16 protein-coding genes are annotated in these 19,039 nt (G+C 59.9%); 7 read left to right on the forward strand and 9 right to left on the reverse strand.

The window, feature by feature from the left end; translation table 11 throughout:
- Nucleotides 1-162 precede the first annotated feature (162 nt).
- Entirely contained in the window at nucleotides 163-2,220 is a 2,058-nt protein-coding gene (locus KUW18_RS02190; RefSeq protein WP_222560707.1) for an EAL domain-containing protein, read from the forward strand.
- A 49-nt stretch (nucleotides 2,221-2,269) separates the two neighbouring features.
- On the opposite strand, the gene KUW18_RS02195 is transcribed toward KUW18_RS02190, so the two are convergent.
- The 3 genes from KUW18_RS02195 to puuE all read right to left on the reverse strand — a co-directional run bounded on the left by KUW18_RS02195 (nucleotide 2,270) and on the right by puuE (nucleotide 4,618).
- Nucleotides 2,270-3,112 carry a bifunctional allantoicase/(S)-ureidoglycine aminohydrolase gene (locus KUW18_RS02195; RefSeq protein ID WP_206939840.1) on the reverse strand — a complete coding sequence of 281 codons (843 nt, stop codon included), beginning with the start codon at nucleotides 3,110-3,112 and terminating at the stop codon, nucleotides 2,270-2,272.
- A 13-nt stretch (nucleotides 3,113-3,125) separates the two neighbouring features.
- The gene (locus KUW18_RS02200) at nucleotides 3,126-3,614 is read right to left on the reverse strand and encodes an ureidoglycolate lyase (protein ID WP_206939842.1); all 489 of its coding nucleotides are present in this window, start codon (nucleotides 3,612-3,614) and stop codon (nucleotides 3,126-3,128) included.
- 62 nt (nucleotides 3,615-3,676) lie between these two features.
- Nucleotides 3,677-4,618, reverse strand: a complete 942-nt coding sequence (gene puuE / locus KUW18_RS02205) for an allantoinase PuuE (protein WP_206939844.1) — start codon at nucleotides 4,616-4,618, stop codon at nucleotides 3,677-3,679.
- A 758-nt stretch (nucleotides 4,619-5,376) separates the two neighbouring features.
- On the opposite strand from puuE, the gene KUW18_RS02210 reads away from it, so the two are divergent.
- The 4 genes from KUW18_RS02210 (at nucleotide 5,377) to KUW18_RS02225 (ending at nucleotide 11,002) form a co-directional block, all read left to right on the forward strand.
- Complete coding sequence (locus KUW18_RS02210; RefSeq protein WP_206939846.1) at nucleotides 5,377-6,129, forward strand: aspartate/glutamate racemase family protein; 753 nt, start codon at nucleotides 5,377-5,379, stop codon at nucleotides 6,127-6,129.
- A gap of 91 nt (nucleotides 6,130-6,220) precedes the next feature.
- Nucleotides 6,221-7,582 (forward strand): NCS1 family transporter, encoded by a 1,362-nt coding sequence (locus KUW18_RS02215; RefSeq protein ID WP_206939848.1) that lies wholly within the window; start codon nucleotides 6,221-6,223, stop codon nucleotides 7,580-7,582.
- Nucleotides 7,583-7,686: 104 nt separating this feature from the next.
- Nucleotides 7,687-9,141 carry an NCS1 family nucleobase:cation symporter-1 gene (locus KUW18_RS02220; protein ID WP_206939850.1) on the forward strand — a complete coding sequence of 485 codons (1,455 nt, stop codon included), beginning with the start codon at nucleotides 7,687-7,689 and terminating at the stop codon, nucleotides 9,139-9,141.
- A 253-nt stretch (nucleotides 9,142-9,394) separates the two neighbouring features.
- Complete coding sequence (locus tag KUW18_RS02225) at nucleotides 9,395-11,002, forward strand: inorganic phosphate transporter (protein ID WP_222485231.1); 1,608 nt, start codon at nucleotides 9,395-9,397, stop codon at nucleotides 11,000-11,002.
- 193 nt (nucleotides 11,003-11,195) lie between these two features.
- Here KUW18_RS02225 and KUW18_RS02230 read toward each other — a convergent pair whose 3' ends face one another.
- The 3 genes from KUW18_RS02230 to uraH all read right to left on the reverse strand — a co-directional run bounded on the left by KUW18_RS02230 (nucleotide 11,196) and on the right by uraH (nucleotide 13,837).
- Nucleotides 11,196-11,930 (reverse strand): GntR family transcriptional regulator, encoded by a 735-nt coding sequence (locus KUW18_RS02230; RefSeq protein WP_222237184.1) that lies wholly within the window; start codon nucleotides 11,928-11,930, stop codon nucleotides 11,196-11,198.
- Nucleotides 11,931-12,032: 102 nt separating this feature from the next.
- Entirely contained in the window at nucleotides 12,033-13,271 is a 1,239-nt protein-coding gene (locus KUW18_RS02235) for a urate hydroxylase PuuD (RefSeq protein ID WP_222485229.1), read from the reverse strand.
- Between the two features lie 212 nt (nucleotides 13,272-13,483).
- On the reverse strand, nucleotides 13,484-13,837 hold the full coding sequence (uraH, locus tag KUW18_RS02240; RefSeq protein ID WP_222162089.1) for a hydroxyisourate hydrolase: 354 nt from the start codon (nucleotides 13,835-13,837) through the stop codon (nucleotides 13,484-13,486).
- A gap of 291 nt (nucleotides 13,838-14,128) precedes the next feature.
- Here uraH and uraD point away from each other — a divergent pair, with 291 nt between their 5' ends.
- Nucleotides 14,129-14,647 (forward strand): 2-oxo-4-hydroxy-4-carboxy-5-ureidoimidazoline decarboxylase, encoded by a 519-nt coding sequence (gene uraD / locus KUW18_RS02245; RefSeq protein ID WP_206939858.1) that lies wholly within the window; start codon nucleotides 14,129-14,131, stop codon nucleotides 14,645-14,647.
- A gap of 272 nt (nucleotides 14,648-14,919) precedes the next feature.
- Here uraD and KUW18_RS19670 read toward each other — a convergent pair whose 3' ends face one another.
- The 3 genes from KUW18_RS19670 to KUW18_RS02255 form a co-directional block, all read right to left on the reverse strand.
- Nucleotides 14,920-15,048: a hypothetical protein gene (locus KUW18_RS19670; RefSeq protein WP_261315947.1), complete on the reverse strand. Its 129-nt coding sequence runs from the start codon at nucleotides 15,046-15,048 to the stop codon at nucleotides 14,920-14,922.
- Nucleotides 15,045-15,407 (reverse strand): hypothetical protein, encoded by a 363-nt coding sequence (locus KUW18_RS02250; protein ID WP_222483503.1) that lies wholly within the window; start codon nucleotides 15,405-15,407, stop codon nucleotides 15,045-15,047. The genes KUW18_RS19670 and KUW18_RS02250 overlap by 4 nt, the downstream gene beginning before the upstream one ends.
- A gap of 618 nt (nucleotides 15,408-16,025) precedes the next feature.
- Complete coding sequence (locus KUW18_RS02255; RefSeq protein WP_222237181.1) at nucleotides 16,026-16,739, reverse strand: glutathione S-transferase N-terminal domain-containing protein; 714 nt, start codon at nucleotides 16,737-16,739, stop codon at nucleotides 16,026-16,028.
- Between the two features lie 356 nt (nucleotides 16,740-17,095).
- On the opposite strand from KUW18_RS02255, the gene KUW18_RS02260 reads away from it, so the two are divergent.
- A complete protein-coding gene (locus tag KUW18_RS02260) occupies nucleotides 17,096-18,799 on the forward strand; it encodes an L-lactate permease (RefSeq protein ID WP_222485227.1) in 1,704 nt (567 codons plus the stop codon).
- Nucleotides 18,800-19,039: the final 240 nt, after the last annotated feature.

Below are 19,039 nucleotides of genomic sequence, written 5' to 3' on the forward strand. Positions count from 1 at the left end.
GCTACTCCGGCCGCTGACGGAACATCAGGGACCCTCTGGGACAGACGCTGGCCTGCCCGAGCCATCACGCCGCTGCGGTCCAGACCAGACGCGCTGCTCACCGTCGCTGGCGGTCTGGGCCAATGCATCGCGGCATGACCCACGGAGGCAGTTGCCCGGACGATGCCCGACCTCCGCGACCTTGATGAGCGTTTTTCCAGCCTGGCAGCCCACCGGACGCTGCTGGCGATTCGCAATGCCTACCTGTCGATACTGCCTTATGTGATTGTCATGGCCGCGCTGACCGTCGCGGCCAACCTCTTCCATTTTGCCGGTATCGATTCCGGGATGGCCTATTACATCAGCCATCTGGCGCGCTATCTGGGAGAGCTGTTTCCCGAGGTCATCCTGCTGTCCCTGAGCTGGTCGCTCAACAGCCATCATCGGGTACGCGCCCCAGCCGTCATGCTGGTCTCCCTGCCGGTGTTCTGGATCCTCTGTGGTTGGGACCAACTGGGTACCGAGGCCGGTCCACAAAGCCGCAGTCTGGGCGCGACCATCGCCATCTATCCGACCCTGCTGTTGACGCACGTCATGTTCAAGCTATTTGGCCGGGACGGCAGTGACTCGAGCGCAGGCAAGGTCGTCATGAGTCAACTGATCACCTTCAACCTGCGCTATGTGTTGCCAGGTGTGCTGTGCGTACTACTGGCGATCCTTCTACGCCTTGCCTTCGTCACCCTCTCCGACCGCTTCGCCCCTGGCATTCATGCTGCACTCGTCGACCGCATTCCCTATGGGGTCGAGGTCATCCTGTTCGTGATGTTCCTGCAGGTGCTATCGCTGTTTGCGATCCATGGCTATGCCACCATGCTCGGCGTCTATGAGTACCTGCATCACAAGAGCGCGCTGCTCGGCCTGCCGTCTCCAGAGTTCTTCACCTTGTACGCCACCCCGGGCGGGGCAGGCTCGGTGTTCTGCCTCATGCTGGTCATGCTGGTGGTCAGTTCACGCCGGGAGTACAAGGCGCTGGCGCGAATATCGGCGCCGCTGACCCTGTTCAACATCAGCGAGACGCTGGTGTTCGGCATCCCCCTGGTGTTCAACCTGCGCATGGCGTGGGCGTTCATCGCCGTGCCCACCGTCAATGCCGTCATCGCTTACACCGCCGTGGCAGCAGGCTGGGTGGAGCCACACCCCAATAGCGTCCACTGGGCGGTGCCTTACCTGATCTCCAGCTACCTGGCCTTCGATGGCTTGTACCTGCCGTCCATTCTCTTGCAACTGACCTGCATCGGCTGTGGCGTCGCCATCTATACGGTGGCATGGCGACGCTACGTGTATCGAGAGCACTCAAGTCAGGATGACTATCCCGTCTTTCCCTCGCGCAAGGCCAGTGACTCTGCCTTCGGCGACGACGCGCTGGATATCGTGCTGATGGAAGAAAATGTCAGCCGTTGGAGCCGCGTCAAGCAGGCCGACCGCACCTTGAAGTGGCTGAGCGAGGGAGAACTGGAGCTGGTCTTTCAACCTGTCGTTGACGCCTCAACGTCCCGCATCCGTCATGTCGAGGCGCTATTGCGTTACCGTGATGCCCAGGGAAGACTCCACGCCCCGCTGTTTCTCGACGTGCTACGCCATCATCCCGGCGTGATGGAGGGCATAGAGTGCTGGGTGATTCGCGAAGCCTGCCAGCATGCGCTGCGATGGCACGAACAAGGGGTCAACAAGCGGCTGTTCATCAATGTGACGCCGCTGTTCTTTACCAGCGACAACGTCCGGCGCTGCTTCTATACGGCGCTCAACGAGGACCCCGTCAATGCTCTGGGTATCGAAATCACGGAGCAGTCGCTACTGACGGACCTGCCCCAGACACTGTCCGATATCCACCTGTTTCAATCCATGGACGTGCAGTTCGCCCTGGACGACTTCGGCAGCGGTTACTCATCGTTCAACTATCTGAGTCAACTGACGGTCGATTTCGTCAAACTGGACAAGACCCTGATCGAGCACATCCATCATCCGCGCCAGGCCAGCATCGTGGCGTCCATTTACCAGCTGTGCCAGACCCTCCGCCTCCAGGTCATCTGCGAAGGCGTGGACGATCAGCGCAAGCAGGCCTTTCTGGCGACATTAGGTGTCCCGCTGGTGCAGGGGTTTCTGCTGTACCGACCGATGGAAGCCGCCGCCATGGAGGCATTACTGCGGGAGGAGCATCACCGCGAAGGTCCGACAAGCTAGCCTTCGCGGCAACACCAAGACCCGACGACGAAGATCCGTGGACCAGGCCTCAGGACAGCACAGGCAGCTTCATGTGGCGATTGACGTCCTTGTACAGCAGGTAGCGGAAGGGGCCAGGCCCACCGGCATAACAGGCCTGTGGGCAGAACGCCCTCAGCCACATGTAGTCACCGGCTTCCACTTCGACCCACTGCTGATTGAGATGGTAGACCGCCTTACCCTCCAGCACGTAGAGACCGTGTTCCATGACGTGGGTCTCATCGAAGGGGATCACGCCACCGGGCTGGAAGGTCACCACCGTCACATGCATATCGTGGCGCATGTCCTCGGGATCAACGAAGCGCGTGGTCGCCCAGACCTCGTTGCAGTCAGGCATGACCGTCGGCGCGATGTCGTTCTCGTTGGTCACGATCGGCTCCGGCAGATCGATACCATCAACCGCCTCATAGGCCTTGCGAATCCAGTGAAACCGCACGGCTTCCGTGCTGGAGTTGTGCAGCTGCCAATCACTACCGGGGGGGATAAACGCATAGCCTCCAGGCGTCATCACGTGCCGCTGGCCAGCGAGGGTCAATTCAAGCTGGCCTTCCACCACGAACAGCACGCCTTCGGCCTGGGGATTGGACTCGGGGCGCTCACTGCCCCCGCCTGGCCCGACCTCCATGATGTACTGGGAAAACGTCTCAGCAAAGCCAGACAGGGGGCGAGAGAGCACCCACAGGCGAGTGTTGTTCCAGTGCGGCAGCTTGCTGGTCACGATATCGCGATACACCCCCTTGGGGATGACCGCAAAGGCCTCGGTAAACATCGCTCGGTCAGTGGTCATGACCTTCTGCCCGGGATGGCCGCCATGAGGCGCATAGTAGTGTCGTGTGGGACGAGAGTCACTCATCTTGGTTTCCTTGTCAGTCCAGTGTCACGCGCAGGTCGAGGGGGAACTCGTCACAGTTGTCGCCGTCCCCGCCGCGATCCACGACCAGAAACTCCCCTTCCCGGTCCAGCACCGACTGGATGGCATGCCAGGTACCTGCACGATAGTTCACACCCTGGCGCCCGTCGGTCACGAACGCGCGCACCTGGTCAGCTTCAATGGCATCCCCTGGGGGAGCAACGACAATGATGAAACGCTCTTCGTGCAGCGGCATGAAGGCCTGGCTGCCCAGCGGATGACGCTCGAGAAAGCTCAGCGTCAGCGGCAGCTCGATCGGCTGGCTGACGAACAGGCTGATCATTGGCCGGGCGTTATCACCCAGCGTCTCGATCGCGACCAGGTCATGATGACGCTGGGTGCGCCCGGCATTGATCGGAAAAGACGATGACGTGCGTGCGTCGATGACATCGCCAAAGGGGGCAAAGGCCTCGGCCGTCAGCGGCCGCGCAATCAGTTCTAGCATGGGAATTCCTGGGTCTCGTGGCGGGCTTCAACGCCCGTGCAGCATGACGCTATCCGACGTCTTCAGCCAATCGGCGCGGGGGAAGGCGCCGGAAAATGCTCAGCCCAGTGGCGTGCGATGTCCACTCGGCGCGTCACCCACACCCGATCATGCGCCTCGATATGGTCAAGGAAGCGCTGCAACGCGCGGAACCGCCCGGGGCGACCGATCAAGCGGCAGTGCAGACCGACCGACAGCATCTTGGGTGACTCATCACCCTCGGCATAGAGGACATCAAAGGCGTCACGCAGGTAGGTGAAAAAGTGGTCAGCGGTGTTGAAGCCTTGCGGCGCCGCAAAGCGCATATCATTGCTGTCCAGAGTATAGGGCACCACGAGATGGGGGTGCTGCTGGCCCTGGCTGTCCGCTTCACAGGTCCAGAAAGGCAGATCATCACCGTAATAGTCGCTGTCGTACAGAAAGCCACCTTCGTCCAGCACCAAGCGACGAGTGTTGGGGCTATCACGCCCGGTGTACCAGCCTAGCGGGCGTTCGCCGTAAAGCCGCTCGAAGATCTCGATGGCCTTGCGCATATGCTCCCGCTCCACCTTCTCGGACACCTGCTGATAATGAATCCAGCGGTAGCCGTGACAGGCAATCTCATGGCCCAGTTCCTTGAAGGCCAACGCCAGCTCAGGGTGACGCTCAAGCGCCATGGCGACCCCGAACACCGTCAGCGGCATGCCGCGGCGCTCGAACTCTCTCAGAACCCGCCACACGCCTGCCCGGGAGCCATATTCGTAGATCGACTCCATGCTCAAGTGACGGTCTGGGTAGCTGTCGGCACCAATGATCTCAGACAGGAACTGCTCGGATCCCGCATCACCGTGCAATACGCAGTTCTCCCCACCCTCTTCGTAATTGAGCACAAACTGCACGGCAATCTTCGCCCTGCCTGGCCAGTTGGCATGGGGCGGCGTGCGGCCATAGCCGACAAGATCCCTGGGATAGGCGGTTGTTGTCATGATGTCTTCTCCTGAAAGCCAGTGGGCGCATCCAGCGCTTGCTCGGGCTGATCGGTCCAGCGGACATAGGGCCTGGGGCAAGGCGCACAGCGCTTCGACACAGTGTTTCAACCTGGCGCGTAGTCCTGACGCTTAGTCCTGACGCTTAGTCCTGACGCTTAGACCTGACGCTTAGACCTAGCGCTTAATACACGGGGGCGTCATGTCACCGATATGGCGCACTGCCGCCCGGCACTCCCGGTCGCGCCTCATTATGTATACAAAAGAAAGATAGACTGTACTCAAGCCACGAGCAACCACTCTATCGTCGAAGATATCGTCGAAGATCGGACTCGCTCTTCCTCAACAACGCGGCTCCAGTCTGGTCTTCCATCCCGGTCTTCAGACCCATACTTCAAGCCGCCCTCCAGCACCGCTCTCAGGCATTGTCCTAAGTGCTTGAACCGACGGGCCAGCCGACGCGACCTGAGATTGCCGCCCCGTGTGAACGCTGCGCCCAGCGGCCCTCGACCAGGCGGCGCTATCAATTGTATACACTTCACTAACGGCATCGTCCTCACATACTAACAAAGATCGTCGTCAATATGCTGAAACGACGGGAAGCAATCGGTGACTGCACCATGATAAATCTCTTAACCATTGTTTTTTAACGTAATTTAAAACCAGGCATTGCCTGGCATCTTTCGACTTGATACGTATTCGATGTAGCACTATTTTGTGTACAAAGAGATATCGATTCGTTCACGAAGGTAGCGAGCATGCACGTACACCTGATCAACCCCAATACGACTGATGCGATGACAGAGACCATCCGTCTCGCCGCTACGGACATCGCCGGCCCCGCGACTCGCGTGACCGCCTCGCAGCCCGCCAGTGGGCCTGTGTCCATTGAAGGTCACTTTGACGAGGCCATCAGCGCTGTCGGGGTTGTCGAAGAGGTCCTGAGAATGGATCGTGAGACCCAGGTCGACGCCTACGTGGTGGCGTGCTTCGGTGATCCTGGGCTGCTGGCCGCTCGCGAAGCGACTCGGGCACCAGTCATCGGCATCGCAGAAGCGGCCTTTCATATGGCAAGCCTGATCAGCACTCGCTTCTCGGTGGTCACCACCCTGCCACGCACGGTGATCATCGCCGAACACCTGCTGGACCAGTACGGCTTCCGCCACCAGTGTCGGCGTGTCCGTGCGGCCGATATCCCGGTGCTGGATCTTGAACAGGACGGCGATCGCGCCCTTGCCAGGATTATCGAAGAAGGGCGCCGCGCCAAGCAGGAGGATGGCATCGGCGCCATCGTTCTCGGCTGCGGCGGCATGGCAGATCTGACCGACACCATCAGCCGAGAGGTCGGCCTGCCGGTGGTTGAGGGGGTGACGTCAGCGGTCAAGCTGGCCGAGGCATTGGTCGGGCTGGGACTTGCTACCAGCAAGACCGGTGACCTGGCGTTCCCCCGGCCCAAGCCCTTCGTCGGCCACTATCAGCACCTGTCACACCTCACATTTACTCAGGAATAGCATAGGCACCAGCCACCTGCTTCCCGCCAGGCCCTTACCGCTCCGGGCCCTGCCTGCGGTCAATAATAATCCACAATAAGCGAGGTCCTCGATGACCACTTCCACCTCTCGGCCGGACGCCCCCCAAGGCATCGCCCCGGCCGCCACCAAAAGCCTCGGCGATGAGTCTCTTGCGCCTCAGAAAACTCGCATCATGGGGCGCACCTCCTACCTGCTGGCCTGGTTCGGGGGCTGTGTCTCCATTGGTACCTTTACCATGGGGTCCAGTGTCGTCGGCACGCTCAACCTGATCCAGGCCACGGTAGCGATTGCCATCGGCTGCTTTATCATCGGTATCGCCCTTGCCCTGAACGGTGCCGCTGGATACAAGTACGGCATTCCCTTCATGGTCCAGGCGCGCAGCGCCTTCGGCTTTCAGGGCACCCGCTTACCCGGCTTGGTGCGAGCCGTTCCGGCGATTGTCTGGTACGGCTTCCAGAGCTGGATTGGGGCCGGCGCACTGAATCTGGTGTCTGCCACCCTGTTCGGCTATGACAACCTGATCGTGTTCTTCATCGCTTTCCAGTTTGTGCAGATCGGCCTTTCGGTGCTGGGCTTTCAGGGCATCAAGTGGCTTGAGAACGTGGGCAGCGCCTTCATCCTGGCGTCGCTGGTGTACATGTTCTACAGCACCGTGGCCCGGTACGGTGACACGCTGTCGGCCAATCTGGTCACCATGGAGGGCTCATGGGGCCTGCCCTTCTGGGGGGCTACCATGCTGTTTCTGGGCATCTACTCGACCATGATGCTCAACGTCAGCGATTACTCACGAGAGCACGTCGAAGGCTCGGGTCCCGGCCTGCTGACGACCCTCTACGCCATGTCGATACTGCCCTGCACGCTGTTCATGGGCCTGATTGGCTTCATGGTGTCCGAGGCGACCGGCGTGGCCGATCCGATACGCGTGTTTGCCAACGCCGTCGACAACACCCCTCTGCTGATGACCACCCTGCTGTTCATCGCCTTCGCTCAGGTGACCACCAATGTCCTCAACAATGTGGTACCGCCAACCTACGTGCTGATGGACACCTTCAAGCTGAGTTACCGCAAGGCCTCGGTCGTCGTTGGTCTATTGGCGTTCGCCACCTTCCCCTGGGAGTTGGTCAAGGATGAGTCAGCTGCTGGCCTGCAGGTGTTCGTACAGACCTATTCCGCCTTTCTCGGCCCCATCTTTGCCGTACTGGTGGTGGACTACTACCTGATTCGCCGGCGCACCCTGGACCTGGACAAGCTCTACGATCCGAATGGCCCCTACCGTGGCGTCAATCTGGCGGCCTTCATTGCCACCGCCGTAGGCGTCGTGGCGGCCTTCAGCTTCTCCACCATTTCCTGGTACGCCAGTCTGATTCCCGCGGGCCTCACCTATCTGCTGTTGATGCGCTACTGGCAAGGTTGCCAGCGCTTCAACCAGTAAGCGTACTGCAACGGCGAGGTGACTGACCTCGCCTTGCCTTTTCCGGCTGACAGCAACGCATCATGACATCCGCCTGACGCTATCCAACAACAAGAGTGATCCCCATGGCCGATTCCGACCTGACCCTCGATACCACGAGGGTCGACCCGAGCCTCTACAACCACGACCTGGCCCCGCTCCCCCACTCACGGCGCAGCTGGGGAGCCTTCGAAATCTTCAATGTCTGGTCCAACGATATTCAAAGCCTGTTTGGCTACACCCTGGCAGCCTCGTTGTTTCTGTCCTACAACCTCAGCGGCTGGGCGGTGATGGCAGCGATCATGCTGGCCGGCTTGATCGTGATGTTTCTGGTCAACCTGACCGGTGCCCCGAGCGTTCGCTACGGCATCCCCTTCCCGGTCATGGTCCGCGCCAGCCTCGGGGTTAGAGGTTCCAACCTGCCGGCTCTGCTGCGCGCCATCGTCGGTATTTTCTGGTATGGCGTGCAGACCTACTTTGCCTCCACCGCCGTCACGCTGATGATTACCGCCCTTATCGGCACGGATGGAGGGGAAGGCGTGCTTGGCCTGTCACCCGTCGCCTGGCTGTCGTTTGTGCTGGTGTGGCTGTTCCAGATCGCCATCTTCTGGTCCGGCATCGAGCGCATCAAGCACTTCCTGAACTGGGCAGGCCCGCTGGTCTACGTGGTCATGGTCGTGCTGATGCTGATTGTCTGGTGGCAAGCCGGCAGCGAGCTGCTGCCTGCCGTCGGGAGCATCTTCTCGACCAGCGGCGAGGATAGCGGAGGCCTATCTGCCTTTGCTGCCGTGGTCGGGACCATGGTCGCCTACTTTGCCGCCGTCGTGATCAACTTCGGGGATTTCACCCGCTTCGTACAAAGCGAGCGCCAGATGAAGCTGGGCAACCTGCTGGGCCTGCCCTTGAACGTGGCCTTCTTTTCCTTCATCGCGCTGATCATCACCGCCGGCACCCTGGTACTGTTCGGCGAGGCGCTGACCAACCCCACCGATATCGTCGATCGTGTCGATGCCTTGCCCCTGACACTGCTGGCCGCCGTCACGTTTTTCGCCGCTACCGTCGGCATCAACCTGGTGGCCAATTTCATCCCCCCTGCCTATGACCTGGCGAACCTATTCCCGCGGCATATCAGCTTCAAGGTCGGCGGCCTGATCACTGCCTGCGTCGCCTTTTTTGTCGGCGCACTGTGGGTCTCGGTCATCAGCCAAATTGGCGTGCCGGGCTTCGTCAACGCGCTAGGCGCCATCGTCGCGCCCTTCTACGGCATCATCGTTGTCGACTTCTATCTGATCAAAGGCGGCAAGCTCGATGTGCAGGCACTGTTTTCCGCCAAGCAGGGCGATGCCTATACCTACACCAACGGCTGGAACCTGCGGGCCGTGGCCGCCTTCGCCTTAGCCGCGGTGTTTTCTCTGGCGACGGTGATCGTTCCTGCCCTGCAAGGACTTGCAGGTTTTGGCTGGATGATGGGCGCCGCCCTCGGGGGCGTGCTGTATTTTGCCCTGATGCACCAGTACCGGGTCCCGCAACCGGCTCACTAGGCGACCAAGACGATGACACCATGCCCTTCCCGGCCTGGCCCGGGGAGGGCCTGCTGTGCACGTACTTCCTCCTCCCCAAAGACGTAAGCTCTTGCCTACTATCTCTACCCGCACGACCAACCCCTTCCCCAGCCTGCACGACAAAGCACACAACGCAGCCAAGATGACATCTCGCTGTCATCGCCTCTGCCCATTGTCATCCTCACGCCCTGCCGTCCCACGAGCAAGGCATGCCCACCTCAGAGGATGCACAATGACCACCCCTTCCCCCTCGCTATCGGTTCCTATGGTGCTTCGCCCATCAGGGCTGAGCCTGGCCTTTGCGGTACTTCTCTTCGCTACCGTCGGATACTTTCTGTTCTGGGGCTTCGGCTACACCCAGGGCCACTTTCCGCTGGTATTCACCCTGGCCACCCTGTTCGGGGTGTTCATGGCCTTCAATATCGGCGGCAATGATGTGGCCAATTCCTTCGGCACCAGCGTCGGCGCAGGAACCTTGTCGATCAAGCAGGCCTTGCTGGTGGCGGCGGTGTTCGAGGTCAGCGGTGCGGTCATCGCAGGCGGAGAGGTCACCGATACGATCCGCAAGGGCATCGTCGATCTGTCGGGCATGACGGTCGCGCCGATGGACTTCGTCTTCATCATGATGTCGGCACTGGTAGCCGCCGCCCTGTGGCTACTGTTTGCCAGCAAGAAAGGCTATCCGGTCTCCACCACCCATTCGATCATCGGTGCCATTGTGGGCTCGTCCATCGTGCTCGGAACCATGACCCCAGGGGTCGACAGCCTTGGCCTGGTGCAGTGGGGCAAGATCTGGCAGATCGCTATCTCCTGGGTGCTGTCACCGGTGCTGGGGGGACTGATGTCATATGCGCTGTTCAGCATGATCAGGAAACACATCCTCAACTACAACGATGAGGCGGAGCAGCGTCTGAAGGCGATCAAGCGCGAGAAATACGAGAATGATCGTCGCCATAAGGAGGCCTTCGAGCGCCTGTCAGAGATCCAGAAGATTTCCTATACCCATGCCATGACCCGGGACGTTCAGGTCTACCATGACCAGGACTACCAGGATGATGAGCGTGCCGAATTCGAGTCAGACTACTTCAAGGAGCTCAAGCGGATCGAGCGCCAGCGCGAGGATATCGATGCCCATCGTGCCCTGCAGAACTGGGTGCCCCTGGTCGCCGCCGGCGGAGCCATGATCATCTCGGCCATGCTGCTGTTCAAGGGCTTCAAGCATCTCGACCTGGGACTGACGACGCTTAACAACTACCTGATCATGGGCATGATCGGTGCCGTGGTATGGATGGCCACGTTTATCTTTGCCAAGACGCTCAAGGGCACCTCGCTGTCCCGCTCGACCTTCCTGATGTTCAGCTGGATGCAGGTCTTTACCGCGGCGGGGTTTGCCTTCAGCCATGGCTCCAACGATATCGCCAATGCCATCGGCCCCTTCGCCGCCATCCTTGACGTACTGCGTACTGGCGCCATTGGCGCCGAAGCGACCATCCCTCCGATCGCCATGATCACCTTCGGGGTCGCCCTTATCGTCGGTCTCTGGTTTATCGGCAAGGAGGTGATCCAGACCGTCGGACACAATCTGACCGCCATGCATCCGGCATCCGGGTTTGCGGCAGAGCTGGCGGCGGCAGGCGTCGTGATGCTGGCTTCCATCATGGGCCTGCCGGTGTCCAGTACACACATCCTGATCGGCGCGGTGCTGGGCATTGGCCTGGTCAACCATCAGACCAACTGGCAACTGATGAAACCCATCGGCCTGGCCTGGGTCATCACGCTACCGGCAGCAGGCCTGATCAGCGCCATCGCCTTCGTGACGCTGCGTACCCTGTTCGGCTAAACCTGTCGGCCTTTCCCAGCGGGCCACGATAGGCTGCAGGACACAATAGGTTGCAGGCCCAGCGCGAGGCGATGCGTTGGCGCGCTACAGAGTTCGATCCCGCACTACCAACGAAAAGCCCCGAACCATCTGCTGATGATTCGGGGCTTTTTTGGGGCGTTGTGGCGCTATGTTGGGGCGTCGCTTGGCGGTGTCAGCGGGAGAAGATCTCGAACAGGTTGGGCGCTTCGTTCTCTTCCTCGACGATGGACAGGGACGCTTCGATGGCCTTCAGGTGCCGGCCCATAAATGCTGCGGCGCGCTCAGCCTTGCCCTCGGCCAGGAAATTGATGAGGTCCTGGTGGTCATGGGACTCACAGCCCAGGTGACCGGTGTTACCGTACACCGCCAGAATCAGGGAACTGCGAGAACACAGACGCTCAACGAAGTCGGCCAGTGTCCGATTGCCGGACAGCCTGGCCAGATAGGTATGAAAATCCGCCGACAGCCTGATGGCCACGCTTTGCTGCCCAGTGCGCAGTGCATCGCGTTCACGTCGCGCCATCTCACGCAGCGTGTCGATATCAGCGCTGGTGATCCTTCTGGCAATGTCGGGCATCAGCCCGCACTCCACCATCTGGCGCGCATCGAACACGTCCTTGGCCTCGTCAGCGGTAGGACGCGTCACGCTGGCGCCGCGACGTGGCGTCAGGGTCACCAGCTCCTCCAGCGCAAGACGTTGGAGGATCTTGCGGATGCCGGTTCGGCTGACACCGAACACGTCCGACAGGGCATCCTCGCGCAGGCGGGCTCCCGGCTTCAGCCGGTGCTCGATGATGGCATCACTGATGGACCGATGAATCGCTTCATGTCGCTCGGCGCCATCACCGTTCTTGCCCTGGCGCGGCGCCGACGTGGCAGATGGCGACGCTTTTACGCGCTGATTCATCAGCATAGCCCTCAGAGTCAGTATGTCGTTATTGTATACGACATACGCCATCAACAAGAACCATCACCACCCGCTTGCTCTCCACGCTTGCCCCGCACGGTGTCACTCTCCCCAGTTGGCGATCAAGGTACGTTCGTCGTCGGTCATTTGCGTCAGATTCCCGAGTGGCATGTAGCCACTGGCGACCACTTGTTGAATCTGTGCCTTGTGTTGTTGGGTCTGAGTCTCAGTGTCCAGTGCGACACCCAAGGGAGGAGCGGAGAACCCGGGATGAGAAGGTTGGGCCGCGTGACAACTGGCGCAGCGCTCCTCCATGACCGCATGGACTCGTGCCAGAGGCGTCGCCCCTCCGTCGCTTGACGCCACCACTGAGCTGTCGGAGGAGGAAGAGGAGGCTACCGAGCCACTTGCCAGCCACGGACTTCCCACTGCGAAGGCCAGCAGGATCAGCGCCACGCCAAGGATCGGATAGCCAGGCTTGTGCTGACCACTATGCATCAACACAAAATACTGACGAATCAATGCCCCGCCAAAGATCAGCAGAGCCATGATCACCCAGGCCCAGTCGTTGCTGTAGGCAAAGGAATAGTGGTTGCTGATCATCAACAGCACCACCGGCAACGTAAAGTAGGTGTTGTGGACCGAGCGCTGCTTGCCGCGCTTGCCGTCCAGCGGGTTCGGTGCCTCACCGGCCTTCATCGCTTTGACCATGCGGCGCTGGCCAGGGATGATCCAGAAGAAGACGTTGGCAGACATGGCCGTCGCCATGACGGCACCGGTCAGCAGAAATGCCGCGCGCCCCGCAAAGATATGCACGCTAAGGTAGGCCACGACCACCATCATGATGGCCACCCCCACACTCAAGAGACCATCCCGCTCCATATTGGGGCTGACACGCTTGCACATCTCGTTGTAGACCACCCAGCCACCCAGCAGGAACAGCAGTGCCACGATATTGGCCTGCCACCCCGTCATGTTGGCCGCCCACTGCCATGGGCTATTGGGGTTGACCAGATAGAAGCCGGGATTCGCCATATACAGGATGACAAACAGGGCAAAGCCTGACAGCCACGTCGTGTACGCCTTCCAGAATGACCAGTGGAGATCATCCGGCAATTTCGCCGGAGCCGTCGCATACTTCTGGTTGTGGTAGAAACCGCCACCGTGGACGGCCCACATCTCGCCAAACACGCCCTTGCTGCGATCTTCCTCCGCCTTGGGGGTCTTCAACGAGTTGTCGAGCATAACGAAATAGATGGACTCACCGATCCAGGCAACGGCGGCAATGACATGGAGCCAGCGCAGCATGAAGTTGCTCACGTCCAACAGATAAGATGACATAGTCCTAATCCCGGCTGTTTATTATTGGAAAGCAGAGGGCTGCCCGAGTGCAGACACGTCGCGGCCCCTGGGCGAAGCGCTGCATACATCAACCGAGCAAAACAATGCGCTCGGCGCCAGCAGCTCGGCCCCCGAAACCTCTATTCCAATGAGGTGTTCAAGCGGCGCGCAACGCAGCCATTCGCCCCGGCGAGCATGTCTGCAGTGCGTTCTCAGCTGCCCCGATAGGTGGAGTAGCTGTAGGGCGAGAGCAGCAACGGTACATGGTAGTGCTCAGCGGCATCGGCAATCCCGAAACGCAACGGAATACGATCGAGGAAACGAGGCTCGCGAGCCTCGATGCCTTGAGCGCGCAGATAGTCGCCTGCGTGGAATACCAGCTCGTATTCCCCTTCGATGAGGTCACTGCCCTCTAGAATCGGATGATCACAACGTCCGTCGTCGTTGGTGATCACATCGCCCAAATGTACGCGACGGTCTCCTTCAAGGCGGAAGAGCTCGATACGAATTCCTTGGCCAGGGCGGCCAAGCGCTGTGTCCAGTACATGCGTCGTCAGGCGTCCCATCATGATCCTCACTTATGGTGGTCAGTCTTTAGGTGAACCGTCATCAGGTGGTCAGTCACATTGGTCGCACCGATCAAGCAAGCGCAGGCCAGGACATCAACCGGCAAGACGAAGAGACCGATATCATGGTAAACATCATTGATCGAATGTAGAGTACATTTCAAACAATTTTTTGTATACAGTTTGAAAGAGCGAAGTCGCAGCGAGATCGCCGCCTCGTCTTCAGCCGCCCATCACCGGTAGCCGAGCCGACGAACCACCCCGCTATCCTCAGATCACAGGAGCCAGCGAATGCCCACCCTCAGCGAACGTCCCAGCCAGATGGACCAACAGCGTTTTGTCGATACTTACGGAGACGTCTTCGAGCACTCACCTTGGGTGGCGGAACGCGCCTTTGCTCGGGGGCTCGCCACCAAGCACGATGACCCGGCGCAGCTAGCCCACCTCATGGGCGAGGTGCTGCTGGAGGCATCACCCGAGGAACAATTGCAGGTCATTCGCGCTCACCCCGACCTGGCGGGCAAGGCTGCCGCCGCGGGCGAGCTGACAGACGATTCCACCCGCGAACAAGCGGGAGCAGGCCTGGACCAGTGCACCCCAGAAGAACTCGCCCGATTTACCCGCCTCAATGATGCCTACAAGGCACGCTTTGGCTTTCCCTTCATCATGGCGGTCAAGGGCGGCAATCGTCATACCATCCTGGCAGCCTTTGAGCAGCGACTGGACAACAGCGCCGAGCAGGAGCGCCACGAGGCCGTCATTCAAATCAACCGTATCGCTCGCTTTCGGTTGGAGGCACGAGCTCAATAGGCGTAAAAGCGGCCGTACCGGCACCGCCTGGCGATACGGCCCTCTATTGATTCAGACCTGCGATTCAGACCTGCGATTCAGGCCTGCGTACAGCACATGGCTCGGCCCGGAAAAATGGCCCGCAACATAGCCCGCAACATAGCTGGGCAGATTCGCTCTGTCTGCAGCCAGGGGAGCAAGACAGAAAACGGCCCGTCGTCCTTACGACGGGCCGTCTGTCGTCCTGTGCCCTGTCAAGCGGCAGCACGCTGTCTCGGGAGGCGACTGCGTCGTCAGCGCATTGCCGACCAGGCCATCTTCACGCCGCTCATTCTGATCAGCGCTCCGGGCTTGATCGGATCCGATGGGGCGATCAGCGCTGCGCAGCTGGCGGTATCCGATGCCTTGTCACGACTATTCAAGACTCGTCCTTGGGTACATCCAGAGCCTGGCGGGCGACCGTCTGGCACTTTTCCTGATATTCCTTGCTCAGCGTAAACAGCTCTTCGCCTTCCACTCTCAAGGTCTCACCAATGGCTGACAGCGTTTCCTGCTGTGCCTGACTGGCGTTGCGAAGACTCTCTGCATCATTGACCTCACACCAGGTACGCGCCTGAGCGATGCCGGCCTTGACCGCCGAGTCGATGGCCTTGAAGCGCACATCGAGCATTTTCTGTGAATACTCCAGTGTCAGCAGGCTGCTTTCGCGCCAGGGGGTGAATAGCGTGTCCATGGAGGGAATCATCTTGTCAATGGACGGCATGGCCTTGTTGTTGCTCATTTCGGTGTCTCCCTAGGAAGTCAGCCAGCACGCCAGAACATCGGTCAGGGCGACTCATGACTCACGCTTGCGTCCGCCCAGCCAGACAAGTGCTGCCTGTGATATATCGCGTCTTCAAACGAGCACAATTTAGTCTCGCCACATGAAGACTAGAACGCCCCATGCTGCGCCGCAACATCATATAAGACATATACGCGGGAGCCGCCCCCCTTCGGGGCCGAGGCGGTCAGCTATGGCAGCGGCACTCACCATCACATCGAGTGCCAGCCTCATCTGACCATAGCAAGAGGAAAGTGACGCACCGGTGACAATCCGTTATCCGAGGGCTGGCGGCTCGTATTCGTACACTTTGTAAGAAAAGACGACATCGCGTGCTCCGTTACTATCGCGATGAAAAGCGGTGAAGCTACGGGGGTGGAGAAACACCCGAGACAGAACAAAAGACACAAGAAAACAGAAGAGTAAGACAGGCTTGCACAGTGGAAGGGAAAACGGCAGGGAAAAAGAGCCTGAACCGGTACAAACGAAACCGTGAGGTCCTAGGGATAGGCGGCGAACAGCAGACGTATCAAGGTCTACGTCCGCCGCGTTTTACATCAGAGCTCTTCACATCAGAGCTCAGGGCCGATATGCGCCCTCGATATCAGTGATACGCACGGCCTTGCGTCCCATGCCATCGTTGACGTCTAGCATGCGTTCCAGCCAGGCATAAACCGGATCCGCATTGGAGACCAGGTCCGCAGTCGAGACAGTGCGGGCCCACATGAAATTCGCAAAGAGCAGGTAGTCGGCGCCAGCCGGAGCATCGCCATCCACAAAATCGCTGCCAGAGAGCTGGCCCCGCAGTGGTTCCAGGGCGGAATCCAGCTGGCTCAAGCCCTTCGCCGGCGAATGGAACTGCTCAAGCGTCATGCCCAGGCGCTTTTCCCGGGTACTGCGAAAATAGTCGCGATCCTTGGGGTGAATCGCATTTATCAGATCCATCACGATGGTGCGCAGAATCGGCAGCTGCAGGGACCGTTCGCTGTAATGCTTGAAAAAGCGTGCTCGCGCCTGGCCCATCGAGTCGCCCAACAAGGAAGGTGCCTCAGGGTAGGCACGATCAAGGTACTGCATGATCTCGAAGCTGTCGGTGATGACGTTATCGCCGTCCACCATCACAGGCACCTTGTCGTGATGGGAGAACTCAAGCGCCTCCTTCTCGGTGAAACACCAGGGGCGCGTCTCCAGCTCAAGGCCCTTATGCGCTACCGCAAGCTTGGCCCGCCAGCAAAACGGAGAGAAGCGCAGCGCCTCATCGATGCCACACAGGTCATACATCACCAGTGCCATGCCAAATACCCCATTTCAACAAAGTGTCCGCTGATAGTGCCATCCCCCACCACCGTCGCCAACGCTTGCGATGCAGGAATATCGACATTTTGCTGTCCATTAGTCTAACAATCTTGCCCGTTCGACAGCGGGAACAGGCTGAGCTGAAGCCCCTAAACTACTGTAAATAAATGCTTAACTCGGTAAATCCAAAAACAACTCAGCATTCTCATTTTGGTCTGACCAATATCCCAGAGCTAGATCAACGTCGTGAGTCAGCTTATCGTGCCGCCTTGTCCGAACCTTAGGTCGAGATGCGACCGGCACGTCATACAACGGCAATTACAAACAAGGACACGACAAGAGACCCCAACACCATGACCGATACCTCCCTAGCGTTGATCGCCTTCATACCGCTCGTCCTGGCAGGCATTCTGCTGATTGGACTGCGCATGGCTGCCAAGATCGCCATGCCTATCGTCTTTGTGGTCACCGCATTGATCGCTCTGCTGGCCTGGGACATGACCTTTACCCGGGTCATGGCTTCCACCCTGCAGGGGTTGATCCTGACCGTAGCGATCCTGTGGATCATCTTTGGCGCCATCTTGTTGCTCAATACGCTGAAGCACTCGGGTGGCATTGCTGCCATCCGCAACGGTTTTTCCGGCATCAGCCCTGACCGCAGGGTCCAGGCCATCATCGTGGCCTGGCTGTTTGGCTGCTTTATCGAAGGTGCCTCGGGTTTTGGCACTCCAGCAGCGGTCGCCGCCCCACTGATGGTCGCCCTGGGCTTCCCGGCACTTGCCGCGGTCGTCGTCGGCATGATGATCCAGTCCACACCGGTGTCCTTCGGTGCTGTCGGCACCCCGATCGTGGTGGGCGTGGCCGGTGGCCTGGACAAGGCAGGCATCACTTCCACACTCGAGGATGGCGGTGCCACCTGGCTGGAGTACTTCCGTTTGATCGCCGGTGAAGTGGCGCTGGTCCACGCGGTAGTGGGCATTGTGATGCCACTGTTCATGGTCAGCGTGATGGTGCGCTTCTTCGGTGCCAACCGTTCGTGGAAGGAGGGCCTGGCCATTGCGCCTTTTGCCATCTTCGCCGGCATTGCCTTCGTCGTGCCCTACGCGCTGGCGGGTGTCTTCCTGGGACCTGAGTTTCCTTCGATGATCGGCGCCATGGTAGGCCTGGCCATCGTCGTGCCTGCCGCCCGTCGCGGCTTCCTGATGCCCAAGGAGAGCTGGGACTTTCCCGACGCGGACAGCTGGCCCAAGCACTGGATCGGCAAGCTCAGCATCAAGGCCGATGATGTCGTGGGCCGCGCGCCGATGAGCACCTTCATGGGCTGGCTACCTTACGTACTGCTGGCAGTGCTGCTGGTACTGTCGCGCACGGTAGATCCGTTCAAGCAGGCCCTGACCTCCATCAGCGTCGGCTTCAGCGATATTCTGGGCGAAGCTGGCATCTCCGGCAGCCTGCAGCCGCTGTACCTGCCGGGGGGCATCCTGTTGATGGTGGTCCTGTTGACCGCCCTGCTGCATCGTATGAACGGCAGCCAGCTCAAGGCGGCCTTCGGGGAATCCACCCGCACCTTGCTGGGAGCAGGTTTCGTGCTGGTATTCACCATTCCGATGGTGCGTATTCTTATCAACTCAGGCGTCAACGGCGCGGACCTGGCCTCCATGCCCGTCGCCATGGCCACCGCCGTGGCTGATGGTGTGGGCGGCATCTATCCGCTGTTCGCACCGGCCGTCGGTGCCCTTGGCGCCTTTATTGCCGGCTCCAATACCGTCTCCAACCTGATGCTGGCCGACTTCCAGTTCAACGTGGCCCAACAGCTCGGTGTCTCCACTGCGCTTATGGTCGCGCTGCAGGCTGTGGGTGCCGCTGCCGGTAACATGATCGCCATCCACAACGTGGTCGCAGCCTCTGCAACGGTGGGCTTGCTGGGCCGTGAAGGCATCACGATTCGCAAGACCATTCTGCCGACGATCTACTATGTACTCGCGGCAGGTCTGATCGGACTCGTGGCCATGCAAGTGGTCGGGATCAGTGACCCATTGATGGGACTTGCCGGGTAATCCCGTCACGCTCTACACGTCGCGCAACGAGGGCGTCACCACCGGTGGCGCCCTTTTTGGTTGCCCTGCCAGGCGACTCATCTCAAGGGTCAAAACAGACGTTACACAGGCGTTCAAGGGCTACCGCGAACCCTCGAAGGCCTGCAAGGTGGCTCGCCACTGCCTACCTATCGCCCGAGGCGATGCCTCCATAGCGCCAAGCCAGGCGCCCCTCTCAGCACAATTTGAATACTACTGTGC

This window comes from Halomonas sp. DP5Y7-2 (assembly GCF_019802025.1).
In the GTDB taxonomy this organism is placed as follows: Bacteria; Pseudomonadota; Gammaproteobacteria; order Pseudomonadales; family Halomonadaceae; genus Halomonas; species Halomonas litopenaei_A.

Bases quoted from the DNA above. Each gene is read 5' to 3' on its own strand.
- KUW18_RS02190 (WP_222560707.1), top strand. From the start codon at position 163: ATGCCCGACCTCCGCGACCTTGATGAGCGTTTTTCCAGCCTGGCAGCC.
- KUW18_RS02195 (WP_206939840.1), bottom strand. From the start codon at position 3,112: ATGAGTGACTCTCGTCCCACACGACACTACTATGCGCCTCATGGCGGC.
- KUW18_RS02200 (WP_206939842.1), bottom strand. From the start codon at position 3,614: ATGCTAGAACTGATTGCGCGGCCGCTGACGGCCGAGGCCTTTGCCCCC.
- puuE (WP_206939844.1), bottom strand. From the start codon at position 4,618: ATGACAACAACCGCCTATCCCAGGGATCTTGTCGGCTATGGCCGCACG.
- KUW18_RS02210 (WP_206939846.1), top strand. From the start codon at position 5,377: ATGCACGTACACCTGATCAACCCCAATACGACTGATGCGATGACAGAG.
- KUW18_RS02215 (WP_206939848.1), top strand. From the start codon at position 6,221: ATGACCACTTCCACCTCTCGGCCGGACGCCCCCCAAGGCATCGCCCCG.
- KUW18_RS02220 (WP_206939850.1), top strand. From the start codon at position 7,687: ATGGCCGATTCCGACCTGACCCTCGATACCACGAGGGTCGACCCGAGC.
- KUW18_RS02225 (WP_222485231.1), top strand. From the start codon at position 9,395: ATGACCACCCCTTCCCCCTCGCTATCGGTTCCTATGGTGCTTCGCCCA.
- KUW18_RS02230 (WP_222237184.1), bottom strand. From the start codon at position 11,930: ATGAATCAGCGCGTAAAAGCGTCGCCATCTGCCACGTCGGCGCCGCGC.
- KUW18_RS02235 (WP_222485229.1), bottom strand. From the start codon at position 13,271: ATGTCATCTTATCTGTTGGACGTGAGCAACTTCATGCTGCGCTGGCTC.
- uraH (WP_222162089.1), bottom strand. From the start codon at position 13,837: ATGGGACGCCTGACGACGCATGTACTGGACACAGCGCTTGGCCGCCCT.
- uraD (WP_206939858.1), top strand. From the start codon at position 14,129: ATGCCCACCCTCAGCGAACGTCCCAGCCAGATGGACCAACAGCGTTTT.
- KUW18_RS02250 (WP_222483503.1), bottom strand. From the start codon at position 15,407: ATGAGCAACAACAAGGCCATGCCGTCCATTGACAAGATGATTCCCTCC.
- KUW18_RS02255 (WP_222237181.1), bottom strand. From the start codon at position 16,739: ATGGCACTGGTGATGTATGACCTGTGTGGCATCGATGAGGCGCTGCGC.
- KUW18_RS02260 (WP_222485227.1), top strand. From the start codon at position 17,096: ATGACCGATACCTCCCTAGCGTTGATCGCCTTCATACCGCTCGTCCTG.